General features: G+C 69.9%; 13 protein-coding genes and 1 tRNA gene. 10 read left to right on the forward strand and 4 right to left on the reverse strand.

The genetic code is table 11. The features are described from left to right. Positions 1-107 precede the first annotated feature (107 nt). Both ACFYWJ_RS30355 and ACFYWJ_RS30360 read left to right on the forward strand, forming a co-directional pair. Positions 108-662 carry a PadR family transcriptional regulator gene (locus ACFYWJ_RS30355; RefSeq protein WP_355276889.1) on the forward strand — a complete coding sequence of 185 codons (555 nt, stop codon included), beginning with the start codon at positions 108-110 and terminating at the stop codon, positions 660-662. Further along, a complete protein-coding gene (locus ACFYWJ_RS30360) occupies positions 659-2,689 on the forward strand; it encodes an NADPH-dependent 2,4-dienoyl-CoA reductase (RefSeq protein ID WP_355276887.1) in 2,031 nt (676 codons plus the stop codon). The genes ACFYWJ_RS30355 and ACFYWJ_RS30360 overlap by 4 nt, the downstream gene beginning before the upstream one ends. 180 nt (positions 2,690-2,869) lie before the next feature. Here the strand turns inward: ACFYWJ_RS30360 and ACFYWJ_RS30365 are convergent, their stop codons facing one another. Further along, positions 2,870-3,946: a phosphotransferase gene (locus ACFYWJ_RS30365; protein ID WP_355276885.1), complete on the reverse strand. Its 1,077-nt coding sequence runs from the start codon at positions 3,944-3,946 to the stop codon at positions 2,870-2,872. A gap of 227 nt (positions 3,947-4,173) precedes the next feature. Here ACFYWJ_RS30365 and cmrA point away from each other — a divergent pair, with 227 nt between their 5' ends. The 3 genes from cmrA to ACFYWJ_RS30380 all read left to right on the forward strand — a co-directional run bounded on the left by cmrA (position 4,174) and on the right by ACFYWJ_RS30380 (position 6,866). After that, positions 4,174-4,977 carry a mycolate reductase gene (cmrA, locus tag ACFYWJ_RS30370; RefSeq protein WP_355276883.1) on the forward strand — a complete coding sequence of 268 codons (804 nt, stop codon included), beginning with the start codon at positions 4,174-4,176 and terminating at the stop codon, positions 4,975-4,977. Positions 4,978-5,130: 153 nt separating this feature from the next. After that, positions 5,131-6,432, forward strand: a complete 1,302-nt coding sequence (locus ACFYWJ_RS30375; RefSeq protein ID WP_355276881.1) for an alanine racemase — start codon at positions 5,131-5,133, stop codon at positions 6,430-6,432. A 101-nt stretch (positions 6,433-6,533) separates the two neighbouring features. Beyond that, a complete protein-coding gene (locus tag ACFYWJ_RS30380) occupies positions 6,534-6,866 on the forward strand; it encodes a hypothetical protein (RefSeq protein WP_355276879.1) in 333 nt (110 codons plus the stop codon). Positions 6,867-6,928: 62 nt separating this feature from the next. On the opposite strand, the gene ACFYWJ_RS30385 is transcribed toward ACFYWJ_RS30380, so the two are convergent. Then, positions 6,929-8,590 carry a helicase HerA-like domain-containing protein gene (locus ACFYWJ_RS30385; RefSeq protein ID WP_355276877.1) on the reverse strand — a complete coding sequence of 554 codons (1,662 nt, stop codon included), beginning with the start codon at positions 8,588-8,590 and terminating at the stop codon, positions 6,929-6,931. Between the two features lie 102 nt (positions 8,591-8,692). Between ACFYWJ_RS30385 and orn the strand changes: the two genes are divergently transcribed. From orn to ACFYWJ_RS30400, 3 genes are all read left to right on the forward strand, one after another. Beyond that, on the forward strand, positions 8,693-9,331 hold the full coding sequence (gene orn / locus ACFYWJ_RS30390; RefSeq protein WP_355276875.1) for an oligoribonuclease: 639 nt from the start codon (positions 8,693-8,695) through the stop codon (positions 9,329-9,331). Between the two features lie 55 nt (positions 9,332-9,386). Next, positions 9,387-9,459 (forward strand) — tRNA-His (locus ACFYWJ_RS30395). A gap of 122 nt (positions 9,460-9,581) precedes the next feature. Continuing rightward, complete coding sequence (locus tag ACFYWJ_RS30400; protein ID WP_355276873.1) at positions 9,582-10,892, forward strand: FAD-binding protein; 1,311 nt, start codon at positions 9,582-9,584, stop codon at positions 10,890-10,892. A 2-nt stretch (positions 10,893-10,894) separates the two neighbouring features. Here the strand turns inward: ACFYWJ_RS30400 and ACFYWJ_RS30405 are convergent, their stop codons facing one another. Then, positions 10,895-11,422 carry a CGNR zinc finger domain-containing protein gene (locus tag ACFYWJ_RS30405; RefSeq protein WP_355276871.1) on the reverse strand — a complete coding sequence of 176 codons (528 nt, stop codon included), beginning with the start codon at positions 11,420-11,422 and terminating at the stop codon, positions 10,895-10,897. A gap of 25 nt (positions 11,423-11,447) precedes the next feature. On the opposite strand from ACFYWJ_RS30405, the gene ACFYWJ_RS30410 reads away from it, so the two are divergent. After that, complete coding sequence (locus tag ACFYWJ_RS30410) at positions 11,448-11,624, forward strand: hypothetical protein (protein ID WP_355276869.1); 177 nt, start codon at positions 11,448-11,450, stop codon at positions 11,622-11,624. A 108-nt stretch (positions 11,625-11,732) separates the two neighbouring features. Next, on the forward strand, positions 11,733-12,086 hold the full coding sequence (locus ACFYWJ_RS30415) for a hypothetical protein (protein WP_218720864.1): 354 nt from the start codon (positions 11,733-11,735) through the stop codon (positions 12,084-12,086). A 65-nt stretch (positions 12,087-12,151) separates the two neighbouring features. Here the strand turns inward: ACFYWJ_RS30415 and ACFYWJ_RS30420 are convergent, their stop codons facing one another. Beyond that, a complete protein-coding gene (locus ACFYWJ_RS30420; RefSeq protein WP_355276868.1) occupies positions 12,152-13,360 on the reverse strand; it encodes an Ig-like domain-containing protein in 1,209 nt (402 codons plus the stop codon). Between the last annotated feature and the right edge of the window lie 143 nt (positions 13,361-13,503).

The following is a 13,503-nucleotide window of genomic DNA, read 5'->3' on the forward strand; positions in this document are numbered from 1 at the left end:
GCGTAATGGGGATCACGCCTCCCGGCAGGACACATCGGCGTTTCGGCACGCCGTCATTCATATGAACCTGGTTGCATAGTACCGAGCGTTCCGGATACCCTCGTCCCATGGCACTGGAGCACGCGCTGCTGGTCTCGCTCAGCGAACGGGCCGGCTCGGGCTATGAACTCGCTCGCCGATTCGACAAGTCGATCGGCTATTTCTGGAGTGCCACCCACCAGCAGATCTACCGGGTACTCAAGCGTATGGAGGATTCCGGCTGGGTGACCGTGGAATCGGTCGCCCAGCAGGGAAAACCCGACAAGAAGGTGTACTCGGTGGCCGCCGCGGGCCGGACCGAGCTCGCCCGCTGGATCGCCGAACCCACCGAGTACAGCCCGTCCCACGACGAACTCGGCGTGAAGATCCGCGGCGCCGCGCACGGCGATATCGACGCCGTGCTGGGCGAGGTTGCGCGCCATCGCGCCCAGCACGCGCAGCGGCTCGACGAGTACCGCCTCAGCGAGAAGAAATTCTTCCCGGCGCCGGACCAGCTCTCCGGCGCCGCTCTGCACCAGTATCTGGTGCTGCGCGCGGGCATCCGCGCGGAGTCCGGCTACGTCGAATGGTGCGACGAAGTACTGCAGGCCCTGCGACCCCGAAAAGGTGACGACCTTCCATGACTTCCTATCCCCACCTGTTCGAGCCACTCGACCTCGGCCACACCACCCTGCGCAACCGGGTGGTCATGGGCTCCATGCACACCGGTCTGGAAGACCGGGCCTGGGACACCAACAAGCTGGCCGCCTACTTCGCCGAGCGCGCCCGCGGCGGGGTCGGCCTGATCATCACCGGCGGCTACGCCCCCAACCGCACCGGCTGGCTCGCGCCGTTCGGCGGCAAGCTGACCACCAAGTCCGAGGCCTACCGCCACCGCAAGATCACCAAGGCGGTGCACGCCGAGGGCGGCAAGATCGCCATCCAGATCCTGCACGCCGGTCGCTATTCCTACATGCCGACCAGCGTCTCGGCCTCGGCGATCAAGTCCGCGATCAACCCGTTCAAGCCGCGAGCACTCTCGGCCAAGGGCATCGAGAACACCATCGACGACTACGCGCGCTGTGCCGAGCTGGCCAAGTTCGCCGGCTACGACGGCTGCGAGATCATGGGTGGTGAGGGCTATTTCATCAACCAGTTCCTCGCGCCCCGGGTGAACAAGCGCACCGACAAGTGGGGCGGCACCGCCGAGAACCGGCGCAGGCTGCCCGTGGAGATCGCCAAGCGCATCCGCGCCGCCGTGGGCCCCGACTTCATCATCGTGTTCCGGCTGTCGATGGCCGAGCTGGTGGAGAAGGGCCAGACCTTCGAGGAGATCATCGCGCTGGCCCAGGAACTGGAGGCCGCCGGCGTCGACATCCTCAACACCGACATCGGCTGGCACGAGGCGCGGGTGCCCACCATCGTCACCTCGGTGCCGCGCGCGGCGTTCGTGGAGTTCACCGCCAAGGTCGCCCGCCGGGTGAACATCCCGGTCTGCGCGTCCAACCGGATCAACATGCCCGAGATCGCCGAGGAGATCCTCACCCGCGGCGACGCGGCGCTGATCTCGCTGGCCCGGCCGCTGCTGGCCGATGCCGAGTGGGCCAACAAGGCCGAGGGCGACCGGGCCGACGAGATCAACACCTGCATCGCCTGCAACCAGGCCTGCCTCGACCACGCCTTCGGCAACAAGAAGGTGTCGTGCCTGGTCAACCCGCGCGCGGGTAGCGAGACCACGTTGCAGCTGCTGCCGACCCGGCGCGCCAAGCGGTTCGCGGTGGTGGGTGCCGGTCCGGCCGGTCTCTCGGCCGCGGTCAGCCTGGCCGAACGCGGTCACCACGTCGACCTGTTCGAGGCCGACGACAAGATCGGCGGCCAGTTCGACATCGCCCGCCGCATCCCCGGCAAGGAGGAGTTCGACGAGTCGATCCGCTACTTCCGCCGCAAGATCGAACTCACCGGCGTCACCCTGCACCTGGAGAAGCGGGTCAGCGCCGACGAGCTGATCGCGGGCGGGTACGACTCGGTGGTGCTGGCGACCGGCGTGCGCCCGCGTATCCCCAACATCCCCGGCATCGACCACCCGATGGTGCTGTCCTACGCCGAACTGGTGAAGGAGGAGAAGCCGGTCGGCAAGAAGGTCGCGGTGATCGGCGCGGGCGGCATCGGCTACGACGTGAGCGAATTCCTCACCGTCGAAGGACATCCCACCCTCAAGCTCGACGAGTGGAAGGAGGAGTGGGGTGTGGACTCCGAGGACGAGCAGGTCCGCGGTCAGCTCAAGCAGCCCAAGCCCTCCCCCGCCGCCCGCGACGTGGTGCTGTTGCAGCGCAAGTCGACCCCGTTCGGCAAGGACCTGGGCAAGACCTCTGGCTGGGTGCACCGCGCCGCGCTCAAGGCCAAGGGTGTCGAACAGGTCGGCGGCGTGAACTACGAGCGCATCGACGATCAGGGCCTGCACATCAGCTTCGGTGAGAAGCACGAGAAGCCGCGGGTGATCGAGGTCGACAACGTGATCGTCTGCGCGGGCCAGGAATCGGTGCGCGAACTGGAAGAGCCGCTGCGCGCGGCCGGCGTGGACCTGCACCTGATCGGTGGCGCCGACGTGGCCGCCGAGCTCGACGCCAAGCGGGCCATCGCCCAGGGCACCCGCCTGGCGGCGCGCCTGTAACCGCAGACCCGGTCGTCCGACGCGAGGGACGATCGTCGCACCGCCCCGTACACCGAACTCGCATCCGGTGTGCGGGGCGGTGTTCTGCGTCCGGGCCCCACTCCGAACCCGACGTCAGCACCTGCGCCACGGATGCGCGAGCACCTCGCCGAGCGGCGTGGTGACGTCTTCGGGAGCCGACTACTCAGCTGCCAGATCGCGAACGAGGGCCAGCAGGTCCCCGCCTGCCGGCGTCCGGAACCAGGACAGATGGCCGAGCAGCCAATCCTGATAGGCGATTTCGGCGCTGCGCGGCTCATCCGCGACAGACAGGAAGTAGTCGATCTCCGATAGCTCGTAGCCGAGATGGACCACCGGGAGGAGGTCGGCGAGCAGAGCCTGTTCGGCGGCCGCGAGCGGACGCACCGCCCGGTAGCCCTCGAGCAGCGCGCGCACCTGCTCCGCGCGGACGTGGGCAGGCCCGCCGTCCCGCAGCGACACCCAGTCCACCGCAGCGCGTTCGATCGCGGTGGCGAGGTCGAAGACGGCCGTCGTGCGGTCGGCCAGGCCGAAGTCGAAGACCGAGGTGACCTCGGTGCCTGTCCAGAGCAGATTGGTCGCGTGCCAGTCGCCGTGCGTCCACAGCGGGGCGACACCGGTGAGATCGATGCGCAGATCGGGGATTTCGGCCCGCCAGTCCCGATCGGCGAGGAAACGGGCGACGGCGGGGCGACGGGCGATGTGCCACTCGAAGGCACGCGCGACGTCGTCGCCGTGCAGGCTGGCGACCAGGGGCCGAGCCGGTCGCGCCGGAGCGTCGAAACCCGCTGCGGCCAGGTGCATCCGGGCCGTCATCGCACCGGCGGCCGCCGCATCGGCGGCGTCGCGGTACGGCGTCCAGGAGAAGTCGGCGCGATACCGGTCCTCGCCCACCCCCGCCCGCTGGACTTCGTAGACGAAGCCGGGCGCGCCACCGACAGGCCGAGCGCCGCGAGTGGCCCGGACTTCGGGCACCGGGATGCCCCCGGCGCGCAGGTGCGCCATGAACCTGTGTTCCTCGGCGAGCGCGGCCAGGTCGCGGAGGTGCAGCGGCAGCCGCTTCACCACGACCATGGCCCCGTCACCCGATCGCACGCCCACCGTCGAGGACAGCGGACGCGCACTGCGCCAGACGATCTCGACGGGCTCGGCTCCGCCCCAGGTCGCCTCGACGGCTTCGGCGATCTCGTCCTCGGTCGGCGACGGCCAGGTCGGCGCGGCGGACGGCTCATCGCCCATTCCGAACACCTGGTGCTCAGCCACCATGGCCACCGCCGATCGGCGGGCCCGGTCGGCCGAGGGTGCGCGGCGGCTCGAGGGTGCGCGGCGCTGCGGGATCGGTCCGGCGATTCGGCGATTCGGTCGTCATGACAGGGGTCAGCCTAGGGCCACCGCGACCCGATCGACTGAGCTCGGTGGGCGACGTGGCCACCGCCCGGCCGGGACCGATCCCCTAAGCTCCCCGTGTGAGCCTGCCCTCCCCCACTGCAGACAATCGTGCCGTCGTCACCGGCGCGTCCTCCGGAATCGGCACCGCGCTGGCCGCCGAACTGGCCGGACGCGGTTACTCGCTGATCCTGGTCGCGCGGCGTGGTGAGATCCTCACCGAACTGGCCCAGCGGCTGACGCTGGCGCACGGGATCACCGCCGAGGTACGCGCGGTCGACCTCGCCGACCGGACCCAGCGGGCGAGCCTGGTCGACGAACTCGCCGTGCGCGATATCGCGGTCCTGTGCAACAACGCCGGCATCGCCACCTTCGGCCCGGTCGCCGAGCTGGACTTCGCCTATGAGCGCGCGCAGATGGAACTCAACGCGACCGCCGTGCACGACCTGACTCTGGCCGTGCTGCCGGGCATGATCGAGCGCAAGGCGGGCGGCATCCTGATCAGCGGCTCGGCCGCGGGCAACATGCCGATCCCGAACAACGCCACCTACGCCGCGTCCAAGGCGTTCGCCAACACCTTCTCCGAATCGCTGCGCGGCGAGCTCAAGGGCACCGGCGTCAACGTCACGCTGCTGGCGCCCGGCCCGGTGCGCACCGAGACCCCGGCACCCGAGGACGCCTCGATCGTGGACAGGATGGTCCCCGACTTCCTCTGGGTCTCCTCCGAGTACACCGCCAAGGTCTCCATCGACGCGCTGGCCCGCAACAAGATGCGCATCGTGCCCGGCCTGATCAGCAAGGGCATGAGCGTCGCGGGGAACTACGGTCCGCGCGCGGTGACCGCCCCGATCGCCGGCGCGTTCTACAAGAAGCTGGGCGGCTGATCACCCCTGACGGGTGGCGTGTGTCAGCAACCCGTCAGGAACTCCGGCCGGGTGGTCAAGGACTCGTCAATACCGAGGTCAGCGGCCCGCGCACGGCGTAGTCCTGGAATCGGCCCCGCCATCGGAACGCGGGGGCGTCCCCAGGAGACCACCGTGACGTTGCTCGACATCTTCCCGTCGTTGCGCGCGACCACCGTGCCGCGGCTCGACCCCGCTGTCTGGCCGGCCGACACCCACTACGACCAGGACGGCCGGATCACCCTCGGCACGGTCGCCCTCGCCGATCTCGCCGACGAGTTCGGCACCCCCGTGCACGTGGTCGACGAGGCCGAGGTGCGCGAGCGCTGCCGTGCCTACCGCAAGCACTTCCCCGATGCCGAGATCGTCTACGCGGGCACCGCGCTGATGGTGGGCGCGGTGGCGCGCTGGGTCGTCGAAGAGGGCCTGTCGGTGCAGGTCGGGTCCGCGGGTGAGCTGTCGGTCGCGCTGGCCGCAGGCATCGAGCCGCGCCGGATCGTGCTGCACGGCAACGGCAAGACCTTCGACGAGCTGAAGACCGCCGTCGGCTACGGCGTCGGCCGCATCGTCGTCGGGTCGCTCACCGAGATCACCCTGCTGGCCGCGCTGGCCACCGCGCCCCAGCAGATCCTGCTGCGCGTCGCCACCGGGATCGATGTGCCCGGCGGCCCGCAGTTCGGCTTCCCGCTCGGCAGCGATTCGTTCGAGACCGCGGTCGCCCGGATAGCGACCCAGCCGAATCTCCAGCTCATCGGCCTGCATTGCCACCTGGGAGCGCAGATCCACAATCCGGACCACTACGGCGAGGCCATCCGCCGGATGGTCGGCGAGCTGGCCTGGATCGACAACGAGTACGGCATGCTGCTGACCCACCTCGACATCGGCGGCGGGCACGCGGTGGCCTACCGCAGCGGCGACGCCGAACTGAACCTGCGCGAACTCGCCGACATCCTCGACGACGCGCTCGACGCCGCCTGCGCCCGGCACCGCTTCCCCCGGCCCGCGATCACCATGGAACCGGGCCGCGCGATCGTCGCCAGGGCAGGCGTCACGCTGTATCGGGTGCTCTCGATCACCGAGACGGCCGAGGGCGGACATCGCGTGATCGTCGACGGCGGCAGCTGCGGTGGGCAGTGCCGCGGGCAGGGTGGCGCGCTGGTGGTCAACCGGCATCCCACCGGCGCGCAGCTGACGGCGTCGATCGCGGGCAGGCACAGCGAATCCGGCGAACTCATCGCCACCGAGGTACGGCTGCCCGCCGATCTGCGTCCCGGCGAAGTGCTCGCGCTGCCGTGCACCGGCGCGTACCACCACGGGCTGGCCTCGACCTACAGCACCGTCGGCAGACCGCCGATCGTCGCCGTCGCCGAGGGCCGCGTCCAGCAGCTCCGGCGCCGGGAGACGACCGCCGATCTGCTGATGCGTGAACTCGGCTGAACCGGGCATCGGGCGCCGTCAGGGGCTGGTGGCGACGCCCGTACCGAGCCTAGGATCGGACATGTCGGGGAAATCGAACAAATCCGACCGACGAGGCAGCCATGAAGACCGACACGACACATCAGGCAGGCATGCGCCGACTGCTCCTGGGTCTCGCGGTAGTGGGTGCGACCCTCACCCTTCCGCTGACGGTGGCGGCACCCGCCATCGCCGCGCCCGCCGTCACCCCCGGCGTGGTGCAGACCGAGTATCCGCGCTGCGACGACTGGAACCACCGCGGCTGGGAGTACTGCGACCGCGACCGCGGCTACCGCTGTGACAACGACTGGTACGGCCGCGACCACCGGTACGACCGCAACTGGGAATACTGTGACCGTGGCCGCGGCGGCGGCTACCACAACTGGTTCCCCTGGGGATGGTTCGGCAGCAGCTGAGACCCATCGCCCCGCATCGCACGACCGGGGACGACCGCCGGCCGTGCGATGACCGGTGCTCGCTAGCGCCGCCGCGTGCCGAAGATGCTGCGGCTGATCTCCCGGCCCGCCGCACTGGCCGCTGACCGCAGGAAGCTCTTCACCGCCGGGTTCTTCATGATCCGCTCGGCCGCCGAATCCTCTTCCGGCTGTGCGCGTCCCGATGCCCGCGGCGCTTCGGGGGCCGGATCGGCGGCGGCCACACTCGCCAGCAGCATCTCGTAGGCCGATTCGCGATCGATGCTCTGTCCGTACTTGCCCTGCAGCGGACTCGACAGGGCCTTGGACTTGATCGCCTCGTCGCCGATGGTGTCCATCAGCGAGCGCGGCGGCGCGATCTTGGTCCAGGCCACCGGGGTCGGCGCGCCCTTCTCCGAGAGCACGGTGACCACGGCCTCGCCGGTGCCCAGCGAGGTCAGCGCCTCCTCCAGGTCGTACACCGTCGACTTGGGATAGGTCCGCACCGTCTTCGACAGCGCCTTCTGATCGTCGGGGGTGAACGCGCGCAGCGCGTGCTGGATGCGCGCGCCGAGCTGGGACAGCACCGGATTCGGGATGTCGGTGGGCAGCTGGGTGCAGAAGAACACGCCGACGCCCTTGGACCGGATCAGCTTCACCGTCTGCTCGACCTGCTGCAGGAACGCCTTGGACGCCTCGGCGAAGAGCAGGTGCGCCTCGTCGAAGATGAAGACCAGCTTGGGCTTGTCGACGTCGCCCACCTCGGGCAGCGTCTGGAACAGGTCGGCGAGCACCCACATCAGGAAGGTGGAGAACAGCACCGGACGCGCCGCCTGCTGGCCGAGCTCGAACAGCGTGATCACACCCTGGCCGCCCGCGGTGCGCAGCAGATCGGCCGGATCGAGTTCGGGTTCGCCGAAGAACGTGTCGCCGCCCTCGGCCTCCAGATTCACCAGAGCGCGCAGGATCACTCCCGCCGTCTGCGCCGAGACGCCGCCGATGCCCTTGAGGTCTTCCTTGCCCTCGGGGCTGGTCAGATGGGTGATCACCGCGCGCAGGTCCTTGAGATCCAGCAGGGCGAGGCCGCGCTGGTCGGCCCAGTGGAAGATCAGGCCGAGCGTGGATTCCTGGGTGTCGTTGAGGCCGAGCACCTTGCTGAGCAGGATCGGGCCGAACGAGGAGATGGTCGCCCGGATCGGCACGCCGATGCCGCCGGTGCCGAGCGAGACGAACTCGGTGGGGAAGCCGCTGGGCGCCCAATCGGTGGCCCCGGTCTCGGCGGCTCGCGCGGTGATCTTGTCATTGGTCTGACCCGGTTCGCTCAGGCCGGACAGGTCGCCCTTGATGTCGGCCATCACCACGGGAACCCCCGCCCGGGACAGGTGCTCGGCGATGCCCTGCAGCGTCTTGGTCTTGCCGGTGCCGGTGGCGCCGGCGACCAGACCGTGCCGGTTCATCATCCGCAGCGGAATCCGCACCCGCGCAGCGGGATCGGTGACGCCGTCGACCATCACGGTGCCGAGTTCGAGCGCGGGTCCGTCGAAGGCGTAGCCCGCCGCGATCTCGGCGGCCGCGCCGGACGCCGCGGGCGCCTGCGCCGTTTCGGCGCTCGTCGCGGCGGCTTCCGCCTCGGCGGCTTCCGCGGCCGCGGCGGCCTCCGCGGCGACCCGCGCCGCTTCCTCGGCCGCCTTGCGTGCCGCTGCCGCCTTCTCCTGGGGGGTGGTCATTCGCGCGTCCTCCGTCTGGTCACAACTGCCGTACGCAAGAAATGCTCGAAACGTCTGCCGGGGAATTCCAAGCAAACTGTATCGCCCGTTAGGGTGGCTCAGGTGTCAGACAAACTCTTGGTCTGGATGGATTGCGAGATGACGGGGCTCCGCCTCGACAGCGACAAGCTGATCGAGATCGCCGCGCTCGTGACCGACAGCGACCTGAACATTCTCGGTGACGGTGTCGACATCGTCATCCACGCCGACGACGCGGCGCTGGCCTGCATGCCCCCGGTCGTCGCCGACATGCACGCGAAATCCGGTCTCACCGAAGAGGTTCGGCGCTCCACCGTGACCCTCGAGCAGGCGCAGGCCGAGGTACTCGACTACATCCGCCAGTACGCGCCCACCGCGCGCACGGTGCCGCTGTGCGGTAACTCGATCGCCACCGACCGAGGCTTCATCGCCCGCGACATGCCCGAACTCGACGAGCACCTGCATTACCGGATGGTCGACGTGAGCTCGATCAAGGAGCTGTGCCGCCGCTGGTACCCGCGCATCTACTTCGGGCAGCCGGAGAAGGGCCTGGCGCACCGCGCCTTGTCCGACATCAAGGAATCCATCCGCGAGCTCGAGTACTACCGCCGCACCGCGTTCGTGCCGCTGCCCGGCCCGTCCACCACGGAGATCGCGGCGGTCGCCGAGGCCGTCACCGAGGCCGTCGATGTCACCGGAACAAGCCCACGACCAGCCGATTAGGGCCTGAGGGCCGGGACAGGCTACTATTTACCGCGCCGGTGAATAACCGGTGATGGTGACTGTAGTTCAGTTGGTAGAGCACCAGGTTGTGATCCTGGCTGTCGCGGGTTCGAGTCCCGTCAGTCACCCCTAGTAAGAAAGCCCGGTCCGCACGGACCGGGCTTTCTGCATTCCCGGCACCTTCATGTCACACTCGCGGCCCCGCCGTCGTCGACTCGGTGGACCACCGAGAGAAGTGAGGATTTCGACCATGGGTATCGACGAACTGCGCGGCACCGTCCAGGGCACCGTGCTGCTGCCGGGTGACGCGGACTTCGAGCAGGCCGCCCGGCCGTGGAACGTGGCGGTGACCCAGTCGGTCGGCGCCGTCGTCGCGGCCGCCGACGCCGACGACATCGCCGCCGTCGTGCGCTGGGCGGCCGGCGCGGGCCGCACGGTGGTGACCCAGCCGACCGGCCACGGCGCCACCGGCGACATCGACGACGCCGTGCTGCTGCGCACCGGCGCGCTCGACGACATCGCGATCGATCCGGCCGCGCGGCGGGCCAGGGTGGGGTCCGGCGCCCAGTGGGGCCGCGTGCAAGCCGCCGCGGCGGCGCACGGGCTGTCCGGCCTGGCGGGCAGCAACCCCGTCGTCGGCGTGACCGGCTACACCCTGGGCGGCGGCTTCGGCTGGCTGGCCCGCGCGCACGGCTGGGCGTCGAACGCGGTCCGCGCGTTCGACATCGTCGACACCGACGGTGTCCGGCGCCGGGTCGACGCCGCGTCCGATCCCGACCTGTTCTGGGCGCTGCGCGGCGGTGGTGGCGATTTCGCGATCGTCACCGCGCTCGAGTTCGATCTGGTCGAGCTGCCCCAGCTCTACGGCGGCCGGTTGAGCTGGTCGGCCGAGCGCACGCACGAGGCGTTCGAGCTGTTCACCGCGCTCACCACCGACGCGCCCGCCGAACTGTCGGTGTGGCTGCAGCGCTATCAGCTGCCGGGCGCGGCGCCGACGGTCGCGATCGACTTCGCCTACCTCGGCGACCCGGCCGACGGCCGCGCGCTGACCCGGGGCCTGGACGCGCTGCCGGGCGCGCTCGTCGACACCAGGGCGGCGATGACGGCCGACCAGCTCGGCACCATCACCGCCGAGCCGACCGATCCGAGTCCGTCGCTCTCGCGCGGCGAACTGCTCACCGACCTCGGTGACGCGGTGGTGAAGACGCTCATCGACGCGCCGGTGGCGCCGCTGCTCAACATCCAGCTCCGCGGCCTTGGCGGAGCGCTCGCCGCATCCGGCCCGCACGACGGCGCCCGCGGGCCGGTCACCGAGCCCTACGCGCTCTATCTCCTCGGCCTCGGCCTGCCGCATCTGGTCGACGACGTCACCGCGGGCTTCGCCACCATCCTCGACGAGCTCGGCCCGCACCTCACCGGCGCCAAGCCCTACACCTTCCTGGCGCCCGGCGAATCGGCGAGCGCGGCGTTCGACCCGGCGACGCTGGCCCGGCTGCGCCTGCTCAAGCAGGACCGCGACCCGCACGGCGTCCTGCGGGCCAACTTCCCGGTTCTGGGCTGACGCTAGCGGGCGGCGGCGCGGCTCGCCCGATGCCTGCGCACGGCCGAGCGGTTCGCGCAGGCCGGGCTACAGAAGCGCTGCCTGCCGTTGCGTGAGGTGTCGGCGTACACCCGCGCGCAGCCCTCGGCCGCGCAGCCGCCGAGGCGGTCCATGCCGAGCCCGGTCAGGTGCAGCGCGGTGCCGACGGTGATGAGCGCCGCGATCTGCCGGTCGGTGGGGACGCCGGGATCGCGGAAATGCAGGTGCCAGCCGTCGCCCGCGTGATCGGTCAGCCGGGGCGCCGAGGCGTACTCGCCGAGCAAGTCGTTCAGCAGCGCGGCGCGCGCGGTGTGGTCGGCGCAGTCCAACACCCGGCGCCAGCGCGCCAGAAACGCCGTCACGGACGCGAGATCGGCGGCGGTGGGCGCGGTGGCCAGCACCAGTCCCGACGCCACGCAGCGCTCGCCCAGCTCCGCAGCGTCGGCACACGGCCGGTTGAGCAGATCGACGCCGAGCTGCACCGGCTCCCGTCCGTAATGGTTGTAATGCACAATGCCATTACATCAGACTCGAAGCATGACCAGCCACCCCACGCACACCTGGCGGATCGAGTCCTGCCACCGCACCAGCGAGGGCCTCGTCGCCTATCAGCGGTGCCGCTGCGGCGCCCGCCGCGTCGTCGTCGGCGATCCCGGCGTCAGCATCTCGGGCGAACTGCGCGGCCACGACGACGGGCTCGCCGCGACCGCCTGAGGCTCTCCGACCAGGGCCATGACGAACATCACGTTTGCCCGCTACACTCTGGACCACTGCCCAGATGTGGGGCATATCTCGTCAGCGTTCGACCGGAAAGACCACTTGATGAAGCGTTCCACCGTCGTCGCGGCCTTCGCGGCCGCCACCGCGCTCGGCCCGATCGCGGGGACCGCGGCGGCCGAGTCGCCCGGCCTGCCCCTGTCCCCGTATGTCGCCGCCGCACCGACGGCCACCGGCGATTTCGGCCTGCCCAGCGACAAGCCCGAGTCCGGCTCGGCGCAGAGCGGCTCGACCACCGGCGTCGAGACCACCGGCTCGTCCGGCACCGGCTCGGCCGGCCTGCCCAATCTGGACCGGCTGCTGTTCGGCGGCCGCATCCTCTGCGGTGCCCTCGGCAGCGCGCTGGCCGTCGCGGGCGAGGCGATGATGGACTGCGCCGACCTGCCGACACCCGCCTGACCCACCCCGCAACGAAACGAAGGGCCACCGGAAATCTCCGGTGGCCCTTTCGTTTGTCGGGTGGATCAGGGGGCGTCGGCGTTGCCCGCCTTCCATTCCGGCCACGCGATGTTCCAGTCGCCGAGGCCGTCGACACCGGACAGGGTGCCGCCGACGGTGTTCTTGATGATCGTGATGTCACCACGCTTGGCGTTCTCGTACACCCAGCGGGCGTTCGCCGGGCTCAGGTTCAGGCAGCCGTGGCTGGCGTTGGAGTAGCCCTGCTGTCCGATCGACCACGGTGCCGAGTGGAAGAAGATGCCGCTGTAGGAGATTCGCGTCGCGTAGTCGACCGGGGTGCGGTAGCCGTCCGGCGAGTTCACCGAGACGCCGTAGGTCGAGGAGTCCATGATGATCTTCTCGTGCCGGTCGCTGACGATGTAGATGCCGTTGTCGGTGGGCGTGGAGTCCTTGCCCATCGAGGTCGGCATGGTCATGATCACCTGACCGTTGCGCTCCACCGTCACCTGGTGGGTGTTGTCGTCGGCGGTGAAGACCTGCGCGTCGCCCACGGTGAAGAACGAGTGGATGTTGTCCTGGCCGAACAGACCCTTGCCGAGGTCCTTGCCGTAGACGTTCACATCGATGGTCACCTTGGTGCCCGGTGCCCAGAAATGCTCTGGGCGCCACCGCACTTCGCGGTTGTTCACCCAGTAGAAGGCGCCCTCGACCGCGGGCTCGGTGGTGATCTTGATGGCGTCCTGCGCGGCCCGGCGATCGGGGATGTTCTCGTCGAACTGGATGGCCACCGGCTGACCGATGCCGACCACTTCGCCCTCGCCGGGGAGCAGGTACGGCTTGGTCTGACTGTTCGGGGAGCTCGTGGTGAAGCTGAGCGTGGTCGAGTTCACGCCGCCGAGGCCCATCGCCGAGGCCGTGAGCTGGTAGGTCTTGCCGTAGCCGAGCACCTCACTGGTCGCCCAGGAGCGGCCGTCGGCGGCCAGCTGGCCCGCGACCGCGCGGCCCTCCCGGTTGGTGAGCGTGACCTCGGTGAACTTGCCGTCCTCGACCTGGAAGGCCATCGGCATGCCAGGCGAGACGCCGACCTGCCCGTCCTTGATGGTCGACACCAGCTTCGGCTTGATGAGTTCGGTGATCGGGTTGCGGTCGATCGCGACCTCGACCCCAGCGCCCTCGGCGGCCGAGCAGGCGGACGCGCCGAGCGCGAACACCGCCAGCAACGCCACCGGAACGATCGTCCGCAGCGACCGATGTCGCCCCCGCGTCTTACTCATGTCAACCCCGTTTCCGTACCGACGCAATAACTGTGTGCGCCGCAGATCCCACCGACGCCTATCGCTCGTGCCATCCGCGCCGGCGGGGGCGGACGAGATCGTCGTCCCGCCATTCTGCCAGCCCGCCCGGTCGCCACCAACGG

It is taken from the genome of Nocardia sp. NPDC003269 (genome assembly GCF_042888005.1).
Classification (GTDB): Bacteria; Actinomycetota; Actinomycetes; order Mycobacteriales; family Mycobacteriaceae; genus Nocardia.

Bases quoted from the DNA above. Each gene is read 5' to 3' on its own strand.
- ACFYWJ_RS30380 (WP_355276879.1), top strand. From the start codon at position 6,534: ATGAAGACCGACACGACACATCAGGCAGGCATGCGCCGACTGCTCCTG.
- ACFYWJ_RS30355 (WP_355276889.1), top strand. From the start codon at position 108: ATGGCACTGGAGCACGCGCTGCTGGTCTCGCTCAGCGAACGGGCCGGC.
- ACFYWJ_RS30365 (WP_355276885.1), bottom strand. From the start codon at position 3,946: ATGGGCGATGAGCCGTCCGCCGCGCCGACCTGGCCGTCGCCGACCGAG.
- ACFYWJ_RS30410 (WP_355276869.1), top strand. From the start codon at position 11,448: ATGACCAGCCACCCCACGCACACCTGGCGGATCGAGTCCTGCCACCGC.
- ACFYWJ_RS30415 (WP_218720864.1), top strand. From the start codon at position 11,733: ATGAAGCGTTCCACCGTCGTCGCGGCCTTCGCGGCCGCCACCGCGCTC.
- ACFYWJ_RS30360 (WP_355276887.1), top strand. From the start codon at position 659: ATGACTTCCTATCCCCACCTGTTCGAGCCACTCGACCTCGGCCACACC.
- ACFYWJ_RS30420 (WP_355276868.1), bottom strand. From the start codon at position 13,360: ATGAGTAAGACGCGGGGGCGACATCGGTCGCTGCGGACGATCGTTCCG.
- ACFYWJ_RS30400 (WP_355276873.1), top strand. From the start codon at position 9,582: ATGGGTATCGACGAACTGCGCGGCACCGTCCAGGGCACCGTGCTGCTG.
- ACFYWJ_RS30385 (WP_355276877.1), bottom strand. From the start codon at position 8,590: ATGACCACCCCCCAGGAGAAGGCGGCAGCGGCACGCAAGGCGGCCGAG.